14 protein-coding genes are annotated in these 17,009 nt (G+C 70.8%); all 14 read right to left on the bottom strand.

What is annotated here, in order from left to right; genetic code table 11:
• Window positions 1-6 precede the first annotated feature (6 nt).
• Entirely contained in the window at window positions 7-567 is a 561-nt protein-coding gene (gene def, locus K228_RS0106805; RefSeq protein WP_025617748.1) for a peptide deformylase, read from the bottom strand.
• Between the two features lie 47 nt (window positions 568-614).
• On the bottom strand, window positions 615-1,880 hold the full coding sequence (locus K228_RS0106800; protein WP_025617747.1) for a cytochrome P450: 1,266 nt from the start codon (window positions 1,878-1,880) through the stop codon (window positions 615-617).
• Window positions 1,881-2,008: 128 nt separating this feature from the next.
• Window positions 2,009-2,992, bottom strand: coding sequence for an AAA family ATPase (locus tag K228_RS0106795; protein ID WP_025617746.1), 984 nt, complete (start codon window positions 2,990-2,992; stop codon window positions 2,009-2,011).
• A gap of 257 nt (window positions 2,993-3,249) precedes the next feature.
• Complete coding sequence (locus K228_RS0106790) at window positions 3,250-5,172, bottom strand: primosomal protein N' (RefSeq protein WP_050580953.1); 1,923 nt, start codon at window positions 5,170-5,172, stop codon at window positions 3,250-3,252.
• 59 nt (window positions 5,173-5,231) lie between these two features.
• Window positions 5,232-6,431 (bottom strand): methionine adenosyltransferase, encoded by a 1,200-nt coding sequence (metK, locus tag K228_RS0106785; RefSeq protein WP_025617744.1) that lies wholly within the window; start codon window positions 6,429-6,431, stop codon window positions 5,232-5,234.
• A gap of 86 nt (window positions 6,432-6,517) precedes the next feature.
• Complete coding sequence (gene coaBC / locus K228_RS0106780) at window positions 6,518-7,729, bottom strand: bifunctional phosphopantothenoylcysteine decarboxylase/phosphopantothenate--cysteine ligase CoaBC (protein ID WP_025617743.1); 1,212 nt, start codon at window positions 7,727-7,729, stop codon at window positions 6,518-6,520.
• 12 nt (window positions 7,730-7,741) lie between these two features.
• Entirely contained in the window at window positions 7,742-8,008 is a 267-nt protein-coding gene (gene rpoZ / locus K228_RS0106775; RefSeq protein ID WP_025617742.1) for a DNA-directed RNA polymerase subunit omega, read from the bottom strand.
• A 43-nt stretch (window positions 8,009-8,051) separates the two neighbouring features.
• Window positions 8,052-8,585, bottom strand: a complete 534-nt coding sequence (locus tag K228_RS0106770) for a nucleoside/nucleotide kinase family protein (protein ID WP_025617741.1) — start codon at window positions 8,583-8,585, stop codon at window positions 8,052-8,054.
• A 25-nt stretch (window positions 8,586-8,610) separates the two neighbouring features.
• Window positions 8,611-8,928, bottom strand: coding sequence for an integration host factor, actinobacterial type (gene mihF / locus K228_RS0106765; protein ID WP_007458370.1), 318 nt, complete (start codon window positions 8,926-8,928; stop codon window positions 8,611-8,613).
• A 177-nt stretch (window positions 8,929-9,105) separates the two neighbouring features.
• Complete coding sequence (pyrF, locus tag K228_RS0106760; RefSeq protein ID WP_025617740.1) at window positions 9,106-9,942, bottom strand: orotidine-5'-phosphate decarboxylase; 837 nt, start codon at window positions 9,940-9,942, stop codon at window positions 9,106-9,108.
• A 109-nt stretch (window positions 9,943-10,051) separates the two neighbouring features.
• Window positions 10,052-11,326 carry an adenosylmethionine--8-amino-7-oxononanoate transaminase gene (locus K228_RS0106755; protein WP_025617739.1) on the bottom strand — a complete coding sequence of 425 codons (1,275 nt, stop codon included), beginning with the start codon at window positions 11,324-11,326 and terminating at the stop codon, window positions 10,052-10,054.
• A 116-nt stretch (window positions 11,327-11,442) separates the two neighbouring features.
• The gene (locus tag K228_RS0106750; RefSeq protein ID WP_025617738.1) at window positions 11,443-12,459 is read right to left on the bottom strand and encodes a quinone-dependent dihydroorotate dehydrogenase; all 1,017 of its coding nucleotides are present in this window, start codon (window positions 12,457-12,459) and stop codon (window positions 11,443-11,445) included.
• A gap of 43 nt (window positions 12,460-12,502) precedes the next feature.
• Entirely contained in the window at window positions 12,503-15,850 is a 3,348-nt protein-coding gene (gene carB / locus K228_RS0106745; protein WP_025617737.1) for a carbamoyl-phosphate synthase large subunit, read from the bottom strand.
• Window positions 15,843-17,003: a glutamine-hydrolyzing carbamoyl-phosphate synthase small subunit gene (carA, locus tag K228_RS0106740; RefSeq protein ID WP_025617736.1), complete on the bottom strand. Its 1,161-nt coding sequence runs from the start codon at window positions 17,001-17,003 to the stop codon at window positions 15,843-15,845. The genes carB and carA overlap by 8 nt, the downstream gene beginning before the upstream one ends.
• Window positions 17,004-17,009: the final 6 nt, after the last annotated feature.

The following is a 17,009-nucleotide window of genomic DNA, read 5'->3' as shown; positions in this document are numbered from 1 at the left end:
GGCCGGTCACCGCCCGAGGCCGAACGGGTTGTTGGCGGCGTGCGGGCTGAGCTTCACCGTCGGCGGGGCCCCCGGGTCATACCACTCGGCCCGGCGGATCTCCTTCATCGCCGCCTTGCGGCCGGCCGGGTCGAGTCGGTCGATGAACAAGACTCCGTCGAGGTGGTCGGTCTCGTGCTGCACGCAGCGGGACATCAATCCGGTGCCGACGATCTGCACCGGATCGCCGTACCCGTTGAAACCCTTGGCGACCACGTTCTGCCGGCGCTTCGTGTCGAAGTACAGGCCCGGCAGCGATAGGCAGCCCTCCGGGCCGTCCTGCTCCTCGGCGTCGGGGAACTCCAACACCGGGTTGACCAGGTGACCGACCACGTCGTCCACGTCGAAGGTGAACACCCGCAGGCCCACGCCGAGCTGCGGCGCGGCCAGACCGGCACCGCCCTGCTCACGCATCGTGTCGATCAGGTCAGCGACAAGCTTGCGCAGTTCGACATCGAAGTCGACCACCGGGTCGGCCGGCGTGCGCAGCACCGGGTCGCCGAAGAGGCGGATGGGCTGGACGGTCACGCGGATTGGCTCCTTCGTGGGCTTGGCAACGGGCGTGCCGTACCAGTCTACGGAGTGCCCAGAGCGGCCCCGGCCGGCGTACCGTGATCAGCGGATACGGCACCGACGGTCACCGGAAGCGTCTCGTAGCCGCGCAGAGTCAGCCGGTTCCGGCGGGTGGGCTCGCCGGCCAGCGCGAGCTCGGGCAGCCGGCGCAGCAACAGCGGAAAGGCGACCTGGGCCTCCAGTCGGGCCAGCCCGGCGCCCAGGCAGTAGTGCGCGCCGGCGCCGAAGGACAGCGGGGGCGACTGGGCCCGACCTGGGTCGAATCGGGTCGGATCAGTAAAGCGCGCCGGGTCGCGGTTGGCCGCGCCGAGCAGAATCAGCAGCCAACTCCCCGCAGGCAGCTCAACCCCGGCGATGGGCACCGACTCCCGGACTGTACGGGTGGTCAATTGCACGGGTGAGTCGTACCGCAGAAGCTCATCCACGTAGCTGGGAGCGAGCTCGGGCTGATCCCGCAGGGCGGTCGCCGAATCGGGGTGGGTCAGGAGCACGACCAGACCGTTGCCGAGCAGGTTGGTGGTGGTCTCGAAGCCCGCGACCAACAGCAACACGAGGTTGGCCAGCAGCTCCTCGCCGGACAGCCGGTCACCGTCGGCGTCGTGCTCCTGCACCAGGGCGGTGGTCAGATCATCGGCCGGGGCCCGGCGGCGCTGGGCGACCAGCTCGGTGAAGTAGTCGCGCAGCTCGCTGGCACCGGCGTCGGCGACGGCCAACTCCTCGGAAGTGATCTCCGGCTCCAGGACGCCGGTCAGATCGCTGGCCCAGCGCCGAAACTGAGCCCAGTCGGCCGCCGGCACCCCGAGCAGAGCGCAGATCACCGTAACCGGCAGCGGGTAGGCGAAGCCGCCCATGAAATCCACCGGAGCGCCGCCCCGACCGGCCCGGATCATCTCGTCAACCAGCCCGTCGGCCTGGGCGGCTACCACCTCGCGGAGGGCGGCTATCCGGCGCGGGGTGAACACCCCCGCGGCCAGGCGGCGCATTCGGCTGTGGTCCGGCGGATTGGCCCGAATCATCGACCGGGAGATCGACATCATCGCCGGGCTGTCCTGCCAATGCGGGAAGACATCGTCCCGCTCTTTGTCGTCCATCACCCCAAACCGGGGGTTTCGCAACACCGTGTCAGCCTCGGCGTACCCGGTGACCACGAAGAAACCGGCCGCCGTCGACACCACCGGGCCGTGCGCGCGCAGCCGCTCGTAGGTGGGATAGGGGTCGAGCCGGCCCGGCGGTGACATCAACAGTGCGACTGCCTCAGATGCGTCCATTCGCCACCTCCTATGTCAGGATCAGGTGGCCAATCATGCACGCTCAGTCGACAGACCGTAACCCCCTGCGCCGGGGGTTGACGGGGACGGCGGGATGGCGCTCCGGCACCAGCGGCCGAGCGTGATGCTCAGGCGCCGGCGCCCGGCTCCCCCGCCAACACCGCACCGCCGCCCAACAGAGCCGGTTCGGGCAGCGGCAGCTCGATCCCGTGCGCGGCCGACCAGTCGTGGACCATGCTGGGCCGGACCTGGGCGGTGAAGTAGTCGATCGCGCTCATCCCACCGACGACGGGCTCGTCAACCTCGGCGACGAGCCGGGCGGACACCAGCCGACGCCCGTCCTGCAACGCGGCGCTGAGTCGACGGTGCCCGTCCACAACGAAGAAGTGCTCGCCCGTATAGCCGATCCGCAGCGGCTCCAGCGGCTCGTCGTCAGCTGCGGCGGCATCGCCGGCGGGTTGGGTGTCCCACTGGCCGCGGAGGGCGACGATGTCCTCGGTCGGGTATACCCGGGCCGGGTCGAGCAGCAGCAGCGGCGGAGCCTCCCGCAGCACTTCGGGACAGAGCCGCCCTTCGTACGCGGCGACGATGTGCTCGATCACCTCCGCGGCGCCGGCCCGGGTGGTGTCGCAGATCAGGTCGTAGTTGCGCAGCTTCGCCTTGTCCACCCCGTAGCGAATGATGAACCGGTTCCGCTCACTCTCGCTGCGCTCCATGAGTCGGGCCTTCGCCTCCACCAGGGAGGTGTACTGCTCAGCGGGGCCGGACGGACGCAGCAACACTCGCCGGGCGGCCTCCCCGGGCTCAGTGATCATGTGCACCTTGAGCGCGTCGGTGAAGAAGTGCCAGGCGAGCCGCGAGTCCATCACCAGGCGCTCGCCGGAGGCCGCGATATCCCGTTGGAGTTGGTCAACGTAGCCGTCAACAGCCTGGTCCAGCTCGGCGTGCAGGTTGAGCTGGAGGGCGGTCATCTGCCGCTCCTGGGCCATCTGCCGGTAGAGATCACCCACGCTGACCCGACGCATGCCGAGGCGCTTGGCGATCTCCACAGAGACGGTGCTCTTGCCGCTGCCGAGGTCACCGTTGAAGACAATCGATTGAGGAACGGTCACGACTGGTCCACCTATGATTGCGGGCTGTTAACACTCGTCGGCACCGCGCCACCCGACGCGCTCCGTCGCCATCGCCGCCGAACCGGCACCGACTCCGGCCGAGGCGTATCGAACGACACACCATGACCTGAGCCTTCGTCCGGCCCGACATGAGGGGCGATGCTATCACCCGGACCCGCCCTCTTCCCCACACAACGTGTCCGTCCCGCCAGCTTCAGTAACTCACGGTAACTGACCGTAACCGCTGGGTCGTCGGATCAGAAGAGGGTCAGCGGGTCGACCTGGAGCCGGAGTGGATCGGCTGCCTTCCGGGCGGCGCGCACCCCCGCCGCGGCGTGCAGGGCAGTGGCCAGGGCGGCGGCCCGGGCACGGGGAACCCGGACCAGCATCCGTTCCCGATCACCGTCGGCGGGCACCGGCCCCAGCAGCTCCGCCTCCGCCGGTAGCCGGGACTCGGCGAGCAGCTCGGCGACGGCGGCCGGCGGCCCGGTGACGCTCGCCATCCGTACCGCCGGTGGAAAGCCGAGCTCCCGGCGTTCGGCGAGTTCGCGGGCCGCGAACCAGCCAGCGTCCCAGCGGAGAAGCGCCTGCACCGGGGTGAGCGCACCGTCGGCCACCACCACCACCCGGCCGCCGGCCGGCCCGGGGCGGGCCAGGGCGGCGGCGGCGAGCCAGCGCCGCAGCGCCTCCTCCCCCGCCCGCAGGTCGGCCCGGGTCAGCAGGGCCCACGAGTCCAGCAGCAGCACCGCCCCGTAACCGCCGTCGGCTACCGGCTCGGCGCCCGGGGTGGTGATGACCAACCCGGCGCCATCGGGGACGGTCGCGAGGACCTCCTCCCGCCCGGAGGTGCGCACCGGCACGCCGGGGAAGGCCCGACCCAGCTCCTCTGCCGTCCGCCGGGCACCGGTGACCGCGGCGCGAAGCCGCCGGCCCCGGCACTCCGGGCAGGCGTACGCGGCGGCGACCCGCGCACACCAGCGGCAGACCGGTGCCCCCCGCGCCGAGGGCAGCGCGAGCGGGCCGGCGCAGTGCGGGCAGCGCGCCGGAGCCCGGCAGGTGGCGCACGCCACCGCAGGCAGGTAGCCGCGCCGGGGCACCTGGACGAGGACCGGTGCATCGGCGGTGAGGGCATCGCGCGCCACCGTCCAGGCCAGGCTGGGCAGCCGGGCGGTAGCCGCACCCGGGTCCCGGGCCAGCTGGGGGTCGTCGCCGGTGGGGGCGATCGCCGGCATCCGCGCCCGGACGGCGGCGCGGGCGGCCGTGACCTCGCGGGCCCACCCAGTCTCCACGAGCAGCTGCGCCTCGGCGGTACGGGCATAGCCACCGATCAGGGCAGCGGCGCCCGCCAGCTGGGCGCGGGTCAGCAACACCTCGCGGGCGTGCGGGTAGGGGGCGCGGGGCTCGGCGTGTAGGTCGTCACCGTCATCCCAGATAGCGACAAGGCCCAGTCGAGCAACCGGCGCGAACATGGCGGCCCGGGTGCCGATCACCACCGGCACCTGGCCCCGCCGGGCGGCGAGGAACGCCCGGTACCGGCGGGCCGGACCGAGCGCGGCGGTCAGCTGGACGTGCCGGCCGGGGCCGAGCGCGGCGGTCAGCGCCGAGTCGAGCCGGTCGAGGTCGCGGGCGTCGGCGACGACCACGACCGCGCTCCGGCCGCCGGCGACGGTCGCCGCGACCGCCTCGGCGTAGCGGGCGGGCCACTCCTCCCCCGGCAGGGCCGACCAGACCGCGCGGGGGGCACGGCCGTCGGCGAGGGCCCGCAGGAGGGCTGGGCCAGTCGGGTAGCCGGACCAACCAACCGGGCCGGCGGGCCCGTCTCCCGCATCCGGCGAGGCCGAACTGGCCGCCGCGGATGGTTGCGGCTCCTTCTCGACCCGAGCGTGCCGGGGCGGAACAGCGAGGCGAAGCACGTCGGCGAGGCTGCCGGCGTACCGGTCGGCGACGGCGCGGGCCAGGCGGGCGATCTCCGGCGCGAGGGCCGGCTCCGGGGAGACAACCTTCTCCAGGTATGCAAGCCGGGGGTGGGCGGATTCACTCACCCGCTCCAGCAGCCAGCCATTGACGAGTTGGCCGGCGAAGCGGACCTTCACCCGGGTGCCGGGGACAGCATCGGCGTCGAGGGCCTCGGGCACCAGGTAGTCGAAGGGCCGGTCCAGGTGGGCTAGCGGAACGTCCACGCAGACACGAGCGACCGGCGACCCGTTGGCAGGCCGCCGGTCGCTACGCGGGGTCTTACTCAGGCGCCCGCTACCGACTTGAGGTCGGCGGCGCGGTCGGTGCTCTCCCAGGTGAAGTCAGGAAGTTCTCGACCGAAGTGTCCGTACGCCGCGGTCTGCGAGTAGACCGGCCGCATCAACTTCAGGTCCCGGATGATCGCCGCCGGACGAAGGTCGAACACCTCCGTCACCGCCTTCTCGATCCGCTCCACCGACACCGTCTCCGTGCCGAACGTCTCCAGGAACAGGCTCACCGGCTGCGCCTTGCCGATGGCGTACGCCACCTGCGCCTCGCACCGCTCCGCCAGCCCGGCCGCCACCACGTTCTTGGCCACCCACCGCATCGCGTACGCCGCAGAACGGTCCACCTTGGACGGGTCCTTGCCTGAGAACGCCCCGCCGCCGTGCCGCGCGTACCCGCCGTAGGTATCCACGATGATCTTCCGGCCGGTCAGACCCGCGTCTCCCATCGGGCCACCAACCTCAAACCGGCCCGTCGGGTTCACCAGCAGCCGATAGTCTTCGATGTCCAGCCCCAACCCGAGACCTTCCACCTCGGGTGCGATCACGTGCTCCCGGATGTCCGGCGTCAGCAGCGACTCCAGCGACACATCGGCCGCGTGCTGAGACGACACCAGCACGGTGTTCAGCCGCACCGGCCGCAATCCCTCGTACTCCACCGTCACCTGCGTCTTACCATCCGGACGCAGGTACGGCACCACACCGTCCCGCCGCACCTGTGCCAGGCGACGCGACAGCCGGTGCGCCAACGCGATCGGCATCGGCATCAACTCCGGGGTCTCCGAGCAGGCGAACCCGAACATCATCCCCTGGTCACCTGCGCCCTGCGCATCCAACACGTGCTCGGATGCGCCGGTGCGCAGCTCAAACGCGTTGTCGACCCCCTGGGCGATATCTGCCGACTGCGACCCAATCGACACACTTACCCCGCAGGACGCCCCGTCGAAGCCCTTTCGCGACGAGTCGTAACCAATATCCAAAATCGTCCGACGCACGATCGACGGGATGTCGGCGTAGGCCTTGGTGGTTACCTCGCCCGCAACATGCACCTGACCGGTTGTGATCAGCGTCTCCACTGCAACCCGGCTACGCGGGTCCTCTGCCAGCAACGCATCGAGGATCCCGTCACTGATCTGGTCAGCAATCTTGTCAGGATGACCTTCGGTGACCGATTCGGAAGTGAAGAGGCGGCGTGTCACGGCACTCCTAAGTCAGGGAAACTCGTTCCGCGGCAGTTTAGTCACTCGAGTCCGGTACCGGAGCCCCCTATCGTGCACTGATCCAGCTATCCGGGACGGCCGGCCAGCCGGGAGACGATGAGGTCCCAGACACCGTCGGCGAGATCTTCCTTGGACTGCTCGGGCATCCGGCTGGCCGATCCGTCCGCACCGATGACGGTCGCCGCGTTCGTGTCGGCGCCAAAAACCCGGTCCGGGCCGACCTCGTTGATGACGATGAGGTCCGCTCGCTTGCGGGCGAGCTTGGCTCGGCCGTTGGCCTCGGCGTCACTGGTCTCCGCGGCGAACACCACCAACACCTGCTCCGGGCGACGACGTTTCCCGAGCTCGGCGGCGATGTCCGGGTTGGCGACGAGCTCAATGGTGGGCGCGCTGCCGTCGTCCGACTTCTTGATTTTGCCAGTCGCGTACGTCGCGGGGCGGAAATCGGCGGGAGCCGCCGCCATTACCACCGCATCCGCGCGGTCGGCAGCCGTCAGCGTGGCTTCGCGAAGCTCGGCGGTCGTGCCGACCCGCACCAGGTCCACGCCGGCCGGATCGGGCAACGCGACGTTGGCGGAGACCAGGGTGACCCGGGCTCCTCGCGCCACCGCGGCGCGGGCGAACGCATACCCCTGCTTGCCGGAGGAGCGGTTACCGAGAAACCGGACCGGGTCGAGCGGCTCCCGGGTGCCCCCGGCCGTGACCAGCACACGCTTCCCGGTGAGGTCAGCTGGGGCGGCGGCGCCGCGAGCGAGAACGCGTCGGGCCACGGCGAAGAGCTCCGCCGGGTCTGGTAGCCGTCCCTTGCCGGTGTCCGTCCCGGTGAGCCGACCGACCGCCGGCTCGACGACCCGCACCCCCCGGGAGCGCAGCGTCGCCACGTTGGCCACCGTCGCCGGATGTTCCCACATCTCGGTATGCATCGCCGGTGCCAGGACGACCGGGCAGCGGGCCGTCAGCAGAGTGTTGGTGAGCAGGTCGTCCGCCAACCCATGAGCGGCCCGGGCGAGCAGGTCGGTGGTAGCCGGAGCCACCATGACCAGGTCCGCCTGCTGACCCAGCCGCACGTGTGGCACCTCGTGCACGTCGGACCAGACGTCGTCGGCGACTGGTTGACCGGAGAGCGCCGACCAGGTCGCGGCTCCAACGAAGTGGAGCGCCGATGCGGTCGGCACGACCCGGACCCGGTGACCGGACTCGGTGAAGAGCCGTAGCAACTCGCAGGCCTTGTACGCGGCGATCCCGCCACCGACCCCGAGGATGATCCGGGGGGACATCGTGACTACGCGCTACGGCTGGTCGGTGGGCTCAGCGGTGAGCAGGCCCGAGTTGATCTCGCGCATGGCGATCGAGAGCGGCTTCTCCTGTGGGGTCGTCTCGACCAGCGGGCCGACGTACTCCAGCAGGCCCTCGCCGAGCTGGCTGTAGTAGGCGTTGACCTGACGGGCCCGCTTGGCGGCGAAGATGACCAGCGCGTACTTCGAGGTGGTCTTCTCGAGGAGCTCGTCGATCGGCGGGTTGGTGATGCCTTCGGGGTTGGTGGCGATGGATCCCACGTGTTGACCTCTGCGTCTGTGACACCGCTCGCGGTGCTGGCGGTCAACCGCGCACGCGCGGTCGCGCCGGAGCTTTGAATGACGAACCGAACAATCCTACCAGCTCGTCCACGACCTGCACAGTCCGGCCATGCACGATGGTATGTGTGAAATGCGGCTCGGTGACCGGATCGGCCACGTAGCCGGGCGGGTGCAACAGCACCAGCTGGACCGTCGGCAACACGGCCCGCAGCCGCAGCGCCCCGGCCAGGTCCATCGAGAGCAGAGCTGACGCCCCGGCGGCCAGTCGGGACCGCAGTGGCTGCCCCGGCGTACCGCGGCGGTACCGGCCGATCTGACTCCATTCCAGCAGACCGCCGGCGGCCAGCAACTGGTCGAACTCGGCCGAGTCGAGGAAGACCCGGTCAACCCCGGCCACCTCACAGTCCCGCCGAGGCCGGGTGGTCACCGGCACCGGCGTCCACACGGTGGGCAAGCGCGCCCGGACCAACCCGACGACACCATCCCGACCGGAGCCCGAAGGTCCGGTCAGGATGGTGAGCCGGCCTGCCGGGCGCGCCTCACCATCCGTGCTCACTGCTCGTTTCTACACGGCTGCCACCTCAGTTGGCGGCGAACTCCCCAAGCAGGGCCTTGCGCTGCTGCTCGCCGAGGCCACGCAGGCGCCGGCTATCGGCGATCTTGAGCTTCTCCATGATCTGGGTCGCCCGGATCTTGCCGATTCCCGGCATCGCCTGCAGGACAGCGGATACCTTCAGCTTGCCGACGACATCGTCGGACTCGGCCCGCTCGAGAACGGCTCCGAGAGTTGTCTTGCCCTGCTTGAGCTGCTCCTTCAGCTCAGCACGGGCCTTGCGGATCTCCGCGGCCTTCTCCAGCGCTGCTGCGCGCTGCTCAGGGGTCAGTGACGGGAGCGGCACCAGTTCTCCTCAGGTCCCTATCGCGACGGGCGAATGCACCGCCGCACTGTGAAACGTGGTGTCGCTGCGAACCAGGGAGGCCCATGGTTCCCAGCGCGGGGAAAACTAGCGGTCAACGGCGCATTCGGCAACGTGGGCACGCGAAGATCGCCGGAAAGTGACCGAGCCGTCAGTCAGTCACGAACCGGTCAAAGCCGCCCGGCAGTCGGCCAACACCCGGTCCGCAGCGCCCCGCAGGGCAGTCAGATCGGGCCCCGCGGCCAATACCTCACGGGAGTACGTGGGGAGCACCGCGGGCAGGCTGGAGCCGAAGACCACCCTTAGGTCGGCGGCGCTGGCGCCCTGCGCTCCCAGGCCCGGAGCGAGCAGCGGACCGTTGACCGCGCTGAGGTCGTGACCCGTCTCACCGATGGTCGCCCCCACCACCAACCCCATGCTGCCCAGTGGTTGCGCACCCGCGTTGAGCTGGGCAATCTCGTCGATCACCAGCTGCGCGACGGTCCGCCCGTCGGCGGTGCGAGCCCGCTGCACCGCGGCGCCCTCGGGATTGGAGGTGAGCGCCAGCACGAAGACCCCGCCGCCCTGCGCGGCGGCCAGCTCGAACATCGGGGCGAGCGCGCCAACCCCGAGATACGGGCTCACAGTCACCGCGTCGACATGCAGTGCACTCGATGGGTCAAGGTACGCGGAGGCGTACGCGGCGACCGTTGAGCCGATGTCGCCACGCTTGACGTCAAGGAGGACGAGCGAACCAGCCGCCCGCAACTGTCGGATAGTTGACTCTAGGACCGCCACGCCCCGAGACCCGAACCGCTCGAAGAAGGCCGACTGCGGCTTGACCACCGCGACCCGGTCACCCAACGCCTCCACGACCGTGCCCGCGAACCGCTCCAGACCGCGAATATCGTCATCGAGGCCCCACCGCGCGAGCAGACCCGGGTGCGGGTCGATGCCGACGCAGAGCGGACCCCGCTCGCCAACCGCCCGGTGCAGGCGGGCACCGAAGCTCTCCATCGCAGACCTCCCTCTTGCGTGCCACGCACGCATCGTCTCGGCGGACGGCTGATGCCGCCCCCCACCCGGCGGGCTCCACACCGCCCACCCTCCGCCCCAAGCCGGCGGATCAGCCCGCCCGAGCCGCAGCGGCGATCCCGGCGGTGATCCGGGCCAGATCGGCGTCTGCGGTGATGTACGGGGGCATGGTGTAAACCAGGTCCCGGAACGGTCGCAGCCAGACCCCGGCGGCGACCGCGGCGGCGGTCGCCGCCGGCAGGTCCACCTCATGGTCGAGCTGCACCACACCGATCGCACCGAGCACCCGGACGTCAACGACGCCCGGCACCGCCCGTAGCGGCTCCAGACCGGCCCGCAGACCCCTCTCGATCCGCGCCACCTGCGCCGGCCAGTCTCCGGACCGCAGCAGGCCGAGAGAGGCGTTCGCCACCGCACAGGCGAGCGGATTACCCATGAAGGTCGGACCGTGGGCGAGCACACCGGCTGCGGAGATCCCACGGGCGATCTCCGCGGTGCAGAGCGCGGCGGCCAGGGTGAGGTACCCCCCGGTGAGCGCCTTGCCCACACAGAGCACGTCCGGTGTCACGTCGGCGTGCTCGGCGGCGAACATCGCCCCGGTCCGACCGAACCCGGTAGCGATCTCGTCAAAGATGAGCAGAATCCCGTGGGCACGGGTGACCTCCCGCAGCACCTGCAGGTAGCGCGGGTGGTGAAACCGCATGCCACCGGTCCCCTGGACGACCGGCTCGACGATGACCGCGGCCAGCTCGTGGGCGTGCCGGGCGACCGCGTCCGCCAGGGCCGCCTCGTATGCCGGATCCGGGGCTGCGGTGAACCCTGCCGGCGGCACCGGCGCGAAAACCTGCCGGGGCAGCAGATCCCCCCAGAGGTGGTGCATACCCCCCTCCGGGTCACAGACACTCATCGGGTGGAACGTGTCGCCGTGGTAGCCACCCCGCCAGGTACCCAGCCGACGGCGTTCCGGCCGACCGATGGCCCGCTGGAACTGCAGGCACATCTTGACGGCCACCTCGACACTCACCGAGCCGGAGTCGGCCAGGAAGACATGCTCCAACCCCTCCGGTGCCAGCTCGACGAGGCTACGGGCCAGGGTGACGGCCGGCTCGTGGGTAAGCCCACCGAACATCACATGGCTCATCCGGCCGAGCTGGTCGGTCACCGCCGCGTCCAGCACCGGGTGCCGGTAGCCGTGGATCGCCGCCCACCACGACGACATCCCGTCAACCAGTTCCCGCCCGTCAGCCAGCCGCAGCCGCACCCCGGCCGCGCTCTCCACAACGTACGGCGGGGTCGCCGGGGGCAGCGCCGCGTACGGATGCCACACGTGGGCCGCGTCTGCGGCGCTGATCTCCTCCGGGGTCAACGACGTCGCCTCCTCACTAGCCGGTCACCGCGTCAACCGGCCCTCGGGTCCGGGTAGCCCGGCCGGTGAGGAGGCGAGCGGGCCGCAGCCACCGGGCGAGTACCACCCGCACGGTGTCACGGCGTCCGGGCCCCCACCGCAGCAGCCCGCACCAAGGCCGGCCCCCGGTAGATGAAGCCGGTGTAGAGCTGCACCAACGACGCGCCCGCGTCGAACATGCGCTCGGCGTCATCCGGAGTGAGGATGCCGCCGACGCCGATGATCGGCAGCCGGCCACCGGTCTCGGAGTGTACAAAGGAGACCACCTCCCGGGCCCGGTGCGCCAGCGGCCGGCCGGAGAGCCCTCCCGCCTCGGCGCCACCGGCCTGATCGGTGGGGGCGAGGCCGGCTCGGGAGAGCGTGGTGTTCGTGGCGATCACCCCCGCCGCGCCTCGCGCCAGGCAGACCTCCAACAGCTCCGCGATGGCCGAGTCCGGAAGGTCTGGGGCGATCTTCACCAGTACCGGCTTCTCGCCGACCAGAGCGGCCAAGAGAGCGTCCAGGTGCGCCCGGTCCTGCAGTGCACGTAGCCCCGGCGTGTTCGGCGAGGAGACGTTGACCGCGAAGTAGTCGCCGTACTCGCGCAGGGCCTGGTACGACGCCTGGTAGTCCGCAACCGCCTCCTCGAGCGGGGTGACCTTGGACTTGCCGAGGGAGATACCCAGCGGCACCCCGAACGGGCGGGGCAGCGCCGCCAACCGCGCCGCGAGCGCGTCGGCGCCGGCGTTGTTGAAGCCCATCCGGTTCACCACCGCCCGGCTGTCGGGAAGCCGAAACAGCCGCGGCCGTGGGTTGCCCGGCTGCGGGTGCGCGGTGACCGTGCCCACCTCAACGAAGCCGAAGCCCAGGGCCGGCCAGGCCGGCAGCGCCACCCCGTTCTTGTCCATCCCGGCGGCCAGCCCGACCGGGTTCGGGAAGCGGAGGCCGAACACCGTTCGGGGAGCCGAAACGCCGTACCGGGCCCGGAGCACGGCCAACGCCGCGGGCACCCGAGCCAGACCGGCCAGCCGCCGCACCGTGAACTCGTGCGCCGTCTCCGCGTCCCCGCCCCCCAGCCGGAACAGCCGTGGCCGCACCACCCGTTCGAAGATCACGCCATCCTCCCCGGCCGGGCGAGCCACATCGGCCCGCCCGGGCTCACCGGGCGCTCCGCAGCGAGGCGTGCAGCGCCTGCAACGGACGGACCCGCATGTCGCCACGGATCCGGGCCTCGACCGCCATCACCACGGCGGCAGCGCCCGGAACGGTCGTGATACAGGGAATGTCCGCCGTCACGGCGGCACTGCGGATCTCGTAGCCATCCGAGCGGGCGCTCGCTCCCGAACCCTGCGGGGTGTTCACCACGAGCACCACCTCGCCAGACCGAATCAGCGAGACCGCGTCCTCGCTCTCCCCCGACTCGTAGTGCTTGCGGATCTGCTCGCAGGCGACGCCGTGCCGGCGCAGCACCTCAGCGGTGCCCGTGGTGGCGATCAGCTGGAAGCCCAGGTCGGCCAGGCGCTTGATCGGGAAGATCATGCCACGCTTGTCCCGATTGGCGACCGAGACAAAGATCTTCCCGCCGGTCGGCAGGGAGCCGTACGTGGCCGACTGCGACTTGGCGAAGGCGTACCCGAAGGACGTGTCGATGCCCATCACCTCGCCGGTGGACTTCATCTCCGGCCCGAGCAGCGAGTCGATCCCCTTCCCGGTCGGAGTGCGGAACCGCTTGAACGGAAGCACCGCCTCCTTGACCGCGATCGGCGCGTCCGCGGGGAGGGTGCCGCCGTCGCCGTCGACGGGGAGCAGGCCCTCGGCGCGCAGCTCGGCGATGGTGGCGCCGAGCGCGATCCGAGCCGCCGCCTTGGCCAACGGCACCGCGGTGGCCTTGGAGACAAACGGCACGGTCCGGGACGCACGCGGGTTGGCCTCGAGCACCCAGAGCTGGTCGTCCTTGAGGGCGTACTGCACGTTGAGCAGGCCCTGCACGCCGATACCTCGGGCGATCTCCTCGGTGTACCGGCGGACCTCGGCGACGTGGGAACCTGCCAGGGTGATCGGCGGCAACGCGCAGGAGGAGTCGCCGGAGTGGATACCGGCCTCCTCGATGTGCTCCATCACGCCACCGAGGTAGACCGCACCGGCGGCGTCGCAGAGCGCGTCCACGTCGATCTCGATGGCGTCATCGAGGAACCGGTCCACCAGCACCGGATGATCCGGGGAGATGTCGGTGGCCCGGCCGATGTAGTCACGCAGCGTGGCGTCGTCGTAGACGATCTCCATGCCCCGACCACCGAGCACGTACGAGGGACGGACCAGCACCGGATAACCGATCTCGGCGGCGATCGTCTTCGCCTCGTCGTACGAGATGGCGGTGCCGTGTGCCGGCGCCCGCAGCCCGGCACGGGCCAGCAGCGCGCCGAACGCGCCCCGCTCCTCGGCGAGGTGGATCGACTCCGGGGAGGTCCCGACGACCGGTACCCCGGCGTCCTTGAGCCGCTGCGCCAGCCCCAACGGCGTCTGGCCACCGAGCTGCACGACCACCCCGACCACGCCGGGGCCACCGGCCGCCCGGCCGGAGGAGTCCTCCGCGTGCCACACCTCGAGGACGTCCTCGAAGGTCAACGGCTCGAAGTAGAGCCGGTTCGCGGTGTCGTAGTCGGTGGAGACGGTCTCCGGATTGCAGTTGACCATGACCGTCTCGTATCCGACGTCCCGCAGCGCCATGACGGCGTGCACACAGGAGTAGTCGAACTCGATTCCCTGCCCGATTCGGTTCGGCCCCGAGCCGAGGATCAGCACCTTGGGTCGGTCCGACCCGACCACCTCGGTCTCCGCGTCGTAGGTGGAGTAGTGGTAGGGCGTCATCGCCTCGAACTCCGCCGCGCAGGTGTCCACGGTCTTGTAGACCGGCCGGACGCCCAACCGGTGCCGCAGCGTCCGCACACCGTCCTCGGCGGCCAACTCCGGGCGCAACGCGGCGAGCTGCCGGTCGGAGAGTCCCGCCCGCTTGGCCCGGCGCAGCAGGTCGCCATCGAGCACCGGGGCGTCCACGATCTCGGCTCGCAGCTCAACCAGGCCGGCGATCTGGTCGAGGAACCACGGGTCCATCCCGCCGGAGGCCGCCGCCACCTCGGCGATCGAGGCACCGAGCCGCAGCGCCCGCTCCACCGTGTAGAGCCGCCCGTCGTGCGGCACCCGCAGCGCCGCGAGGGTGTCCTCGCGGGTGGCACCGGCCGGGTCGGGCACGGTCCAGAAGCCGGCCGCCTTCGTCTCCATCGAGCGCATCGCCTTGTTCAGCGCCTCGGTGAAGTTGCGGCCCAGGCTCATCGCCTCACCGACCGACTTCATGGTGGTGGTCAGCTCCGGGTCGGCGCCGGGGAACTTCTCGAACGCGAAACGCGGGATCTTGACCACCACGTAGTCCAACGTCGGCTCGAACGCAGCCGGCGTCTTCAGCGTGATGTCGTTGGGGATCTCGTCGAGGGTGTAGCCGATGGCCAACCTCGCGGCGATCTTCGCGATCGGGAACCCGGTCGCCTTGGAGGCGAGCGCCGACGAGCGGGAGACCCGGGGATTCATCTCGATCACCACGATCCGGCCGTCGGCCGGGTTCACCGCGAACTGGATGTTGCAGCCCCCGGTGTCCACCCCGACCTCGCGCAGCACCGCGATGCCGAGGTCGCGCAGGCGCTGATACTCCCGGTCGGTGAGGGTCATCGCCGGGGCCACGGTGACGCTGTCCCCGGTGTGCACGCCCATCGGGTCGACGTTCTCAATCGAGCAGACCACCACGACGTTGTCGTGCCGGTCGCGCATCAGCTCGAGCTCGTACTCCTTCCAGCCGAGCACGCTCTCCTCGATGAGCACCTCGTGCACCGGGCTGGCGGCCAGGCCGGCACCGGCGATGCGTTCCAGGTCCGCATCGGTGTGGGCCATGCCGGAGCCGAGGCCGCCCATCGTGAACGACGGTCGGATCACCGCCGGCAGGCCCAGCTCGGCGACAGTCTCGCGGACCTCGTCCATCGAGTGGCAGACCCGGGAACGCGGCACCAGCGTCGCGGGGTCCTCGATCCCGATCCGAACCGCCGCCTTGGCGACGACGTCCTTGAACAGCTGCCGGTCCTCGCCGCGACGAATCGCGTCGATGTTCGCGCCGATCAACTCGACGCCGTACTTCTCCAAGACCCCGGACTCGTGCAACGCGACCGCCGTGTTCAGCGCGGTCTGGCCCCCCAGGGTGGGCAGCACCGCGTCCGGCCGCTCCTTGGCGATGACCAGCTCGACGAACTCCGGGGTGATCGGCTCGACGTACGTGGCGTCGGCGAACTCCGGATCGGTCATGATCGTCGCTGGGTTCGAGTTGACCAGGCTGACCCGGATCCCCTCGCTGCGTAGTACCCGGCACGCCTGGGTGCCGGAGTAGTCGAACTCGCAGGCCTGCCCGATCACGATCGGCCCGGAGCCGATCACCAGGACGTGTTTGAGGTCGGTCCGCTTAGGCATTCGTGCGCCCCCCGCTGTGGTTGCGACCCTCGATGAGCTCGGCGAAGCGGTCGAACAGGTAGTCCGCGTCGTGCGGACCGGCCGCCGCCTCCGGGTGGTACTGAACGGTGAAGGCGGGCACGTCGCGCGCCCGCAGCCCCTCGACCACGTTGTCGTTGAGGCAGACGTGCGAGACCTCGATCCCGCCGAACTCGGTCTCGACCACCTGGTCCGGCACAACGGCCCCCGGCTCGGCGCCGGGGAACGCGACGGCGAAACCGTGGTTGTGGCTGGTCACCTCGACCTTGCCGGTAACCCGGTCGAGCACCGGCTGGTTGATCCCGCGGTGGCCGTAACCGAGCTTGTACGTGCCGAAGCCCAGCGCCCGACCAAGGATCTGGCTGCCGAAGCAGATACCGAAGAGCGGCACCCCGCTGGCGAGCACCGCGCGCGCCAGGGCCACCGGCCCGTCGGCGGTCGCCGGGTCACCGGGGCCGGGCGAGAGGAAGATCGCATCCGCGCCGGTGGCCCGTAGTTCGTCGATGCCCGAGTGAGCCGGCAGGACATGGGTGGTGACACCCCGCGCCGCGAGCCGCCGGGGCACGTTCCGCTTGATGCCGAGGTCCAGGGCGGCGACGGTGAACCGGTGCTCCCCCTCGGCCTCAACCACGTACGGCTGCGGGGTGGTCACCTCGGTGGAGAGGTCCGCGCCGACCATCTGCGGAGCCTGCCGGACCCGGGCCAGCAGCGCCTGCGGATCGGTCTCGACGCTGGACACCCCGACCCGCATCGCGCCCCGCTCCCGCAGGTGCCGGGTGAGCGCCCGGGTGTCCACACCGCTGATGCCGACCACCCCCTCGGCGGTGAGCCGGTCCTCCAGACCACCGGTGGCCCGCCAGTTCGAGCCGATCCGGGCGGGATCACGAACCACGTACCCGGCGACCCAGATCCGGCCGGACTCGTCATCCTCGCCGTTGACCCCGGTGTTGCCGATGTGCGGAGCGGTCTGCACCACCACCTGCCGGTGGTAGGACGGGTCGGTGAGCGTCTCCTGGTAGCCGGTCATTCCGGTGTTGAAGACCGCTTCGCCGAAGGTCTCCCCGACGCTGCCGTACGCCTCGCCGTGGAACGTGCGCCCGTCCTCCAGGACGAGAATCGCCGGTCGCCGCCTCACGCCACG

Source organism: Salinispora cortesiana (assembly GCF_000484695.1).
In the GTDB taxonomy this organism is placed as follows: Bacteria; Actinomycetota; Actinomycetes; order Mycobacteriales; family Micromonosporaceae; genus Micromonospora; species Micromonospora cortesiana.
The sequence above is the reverse complement of the archived record's forward strand: the minus strand, read 5'-3'. Positions and strand labels throughout refer to the sequence as shown.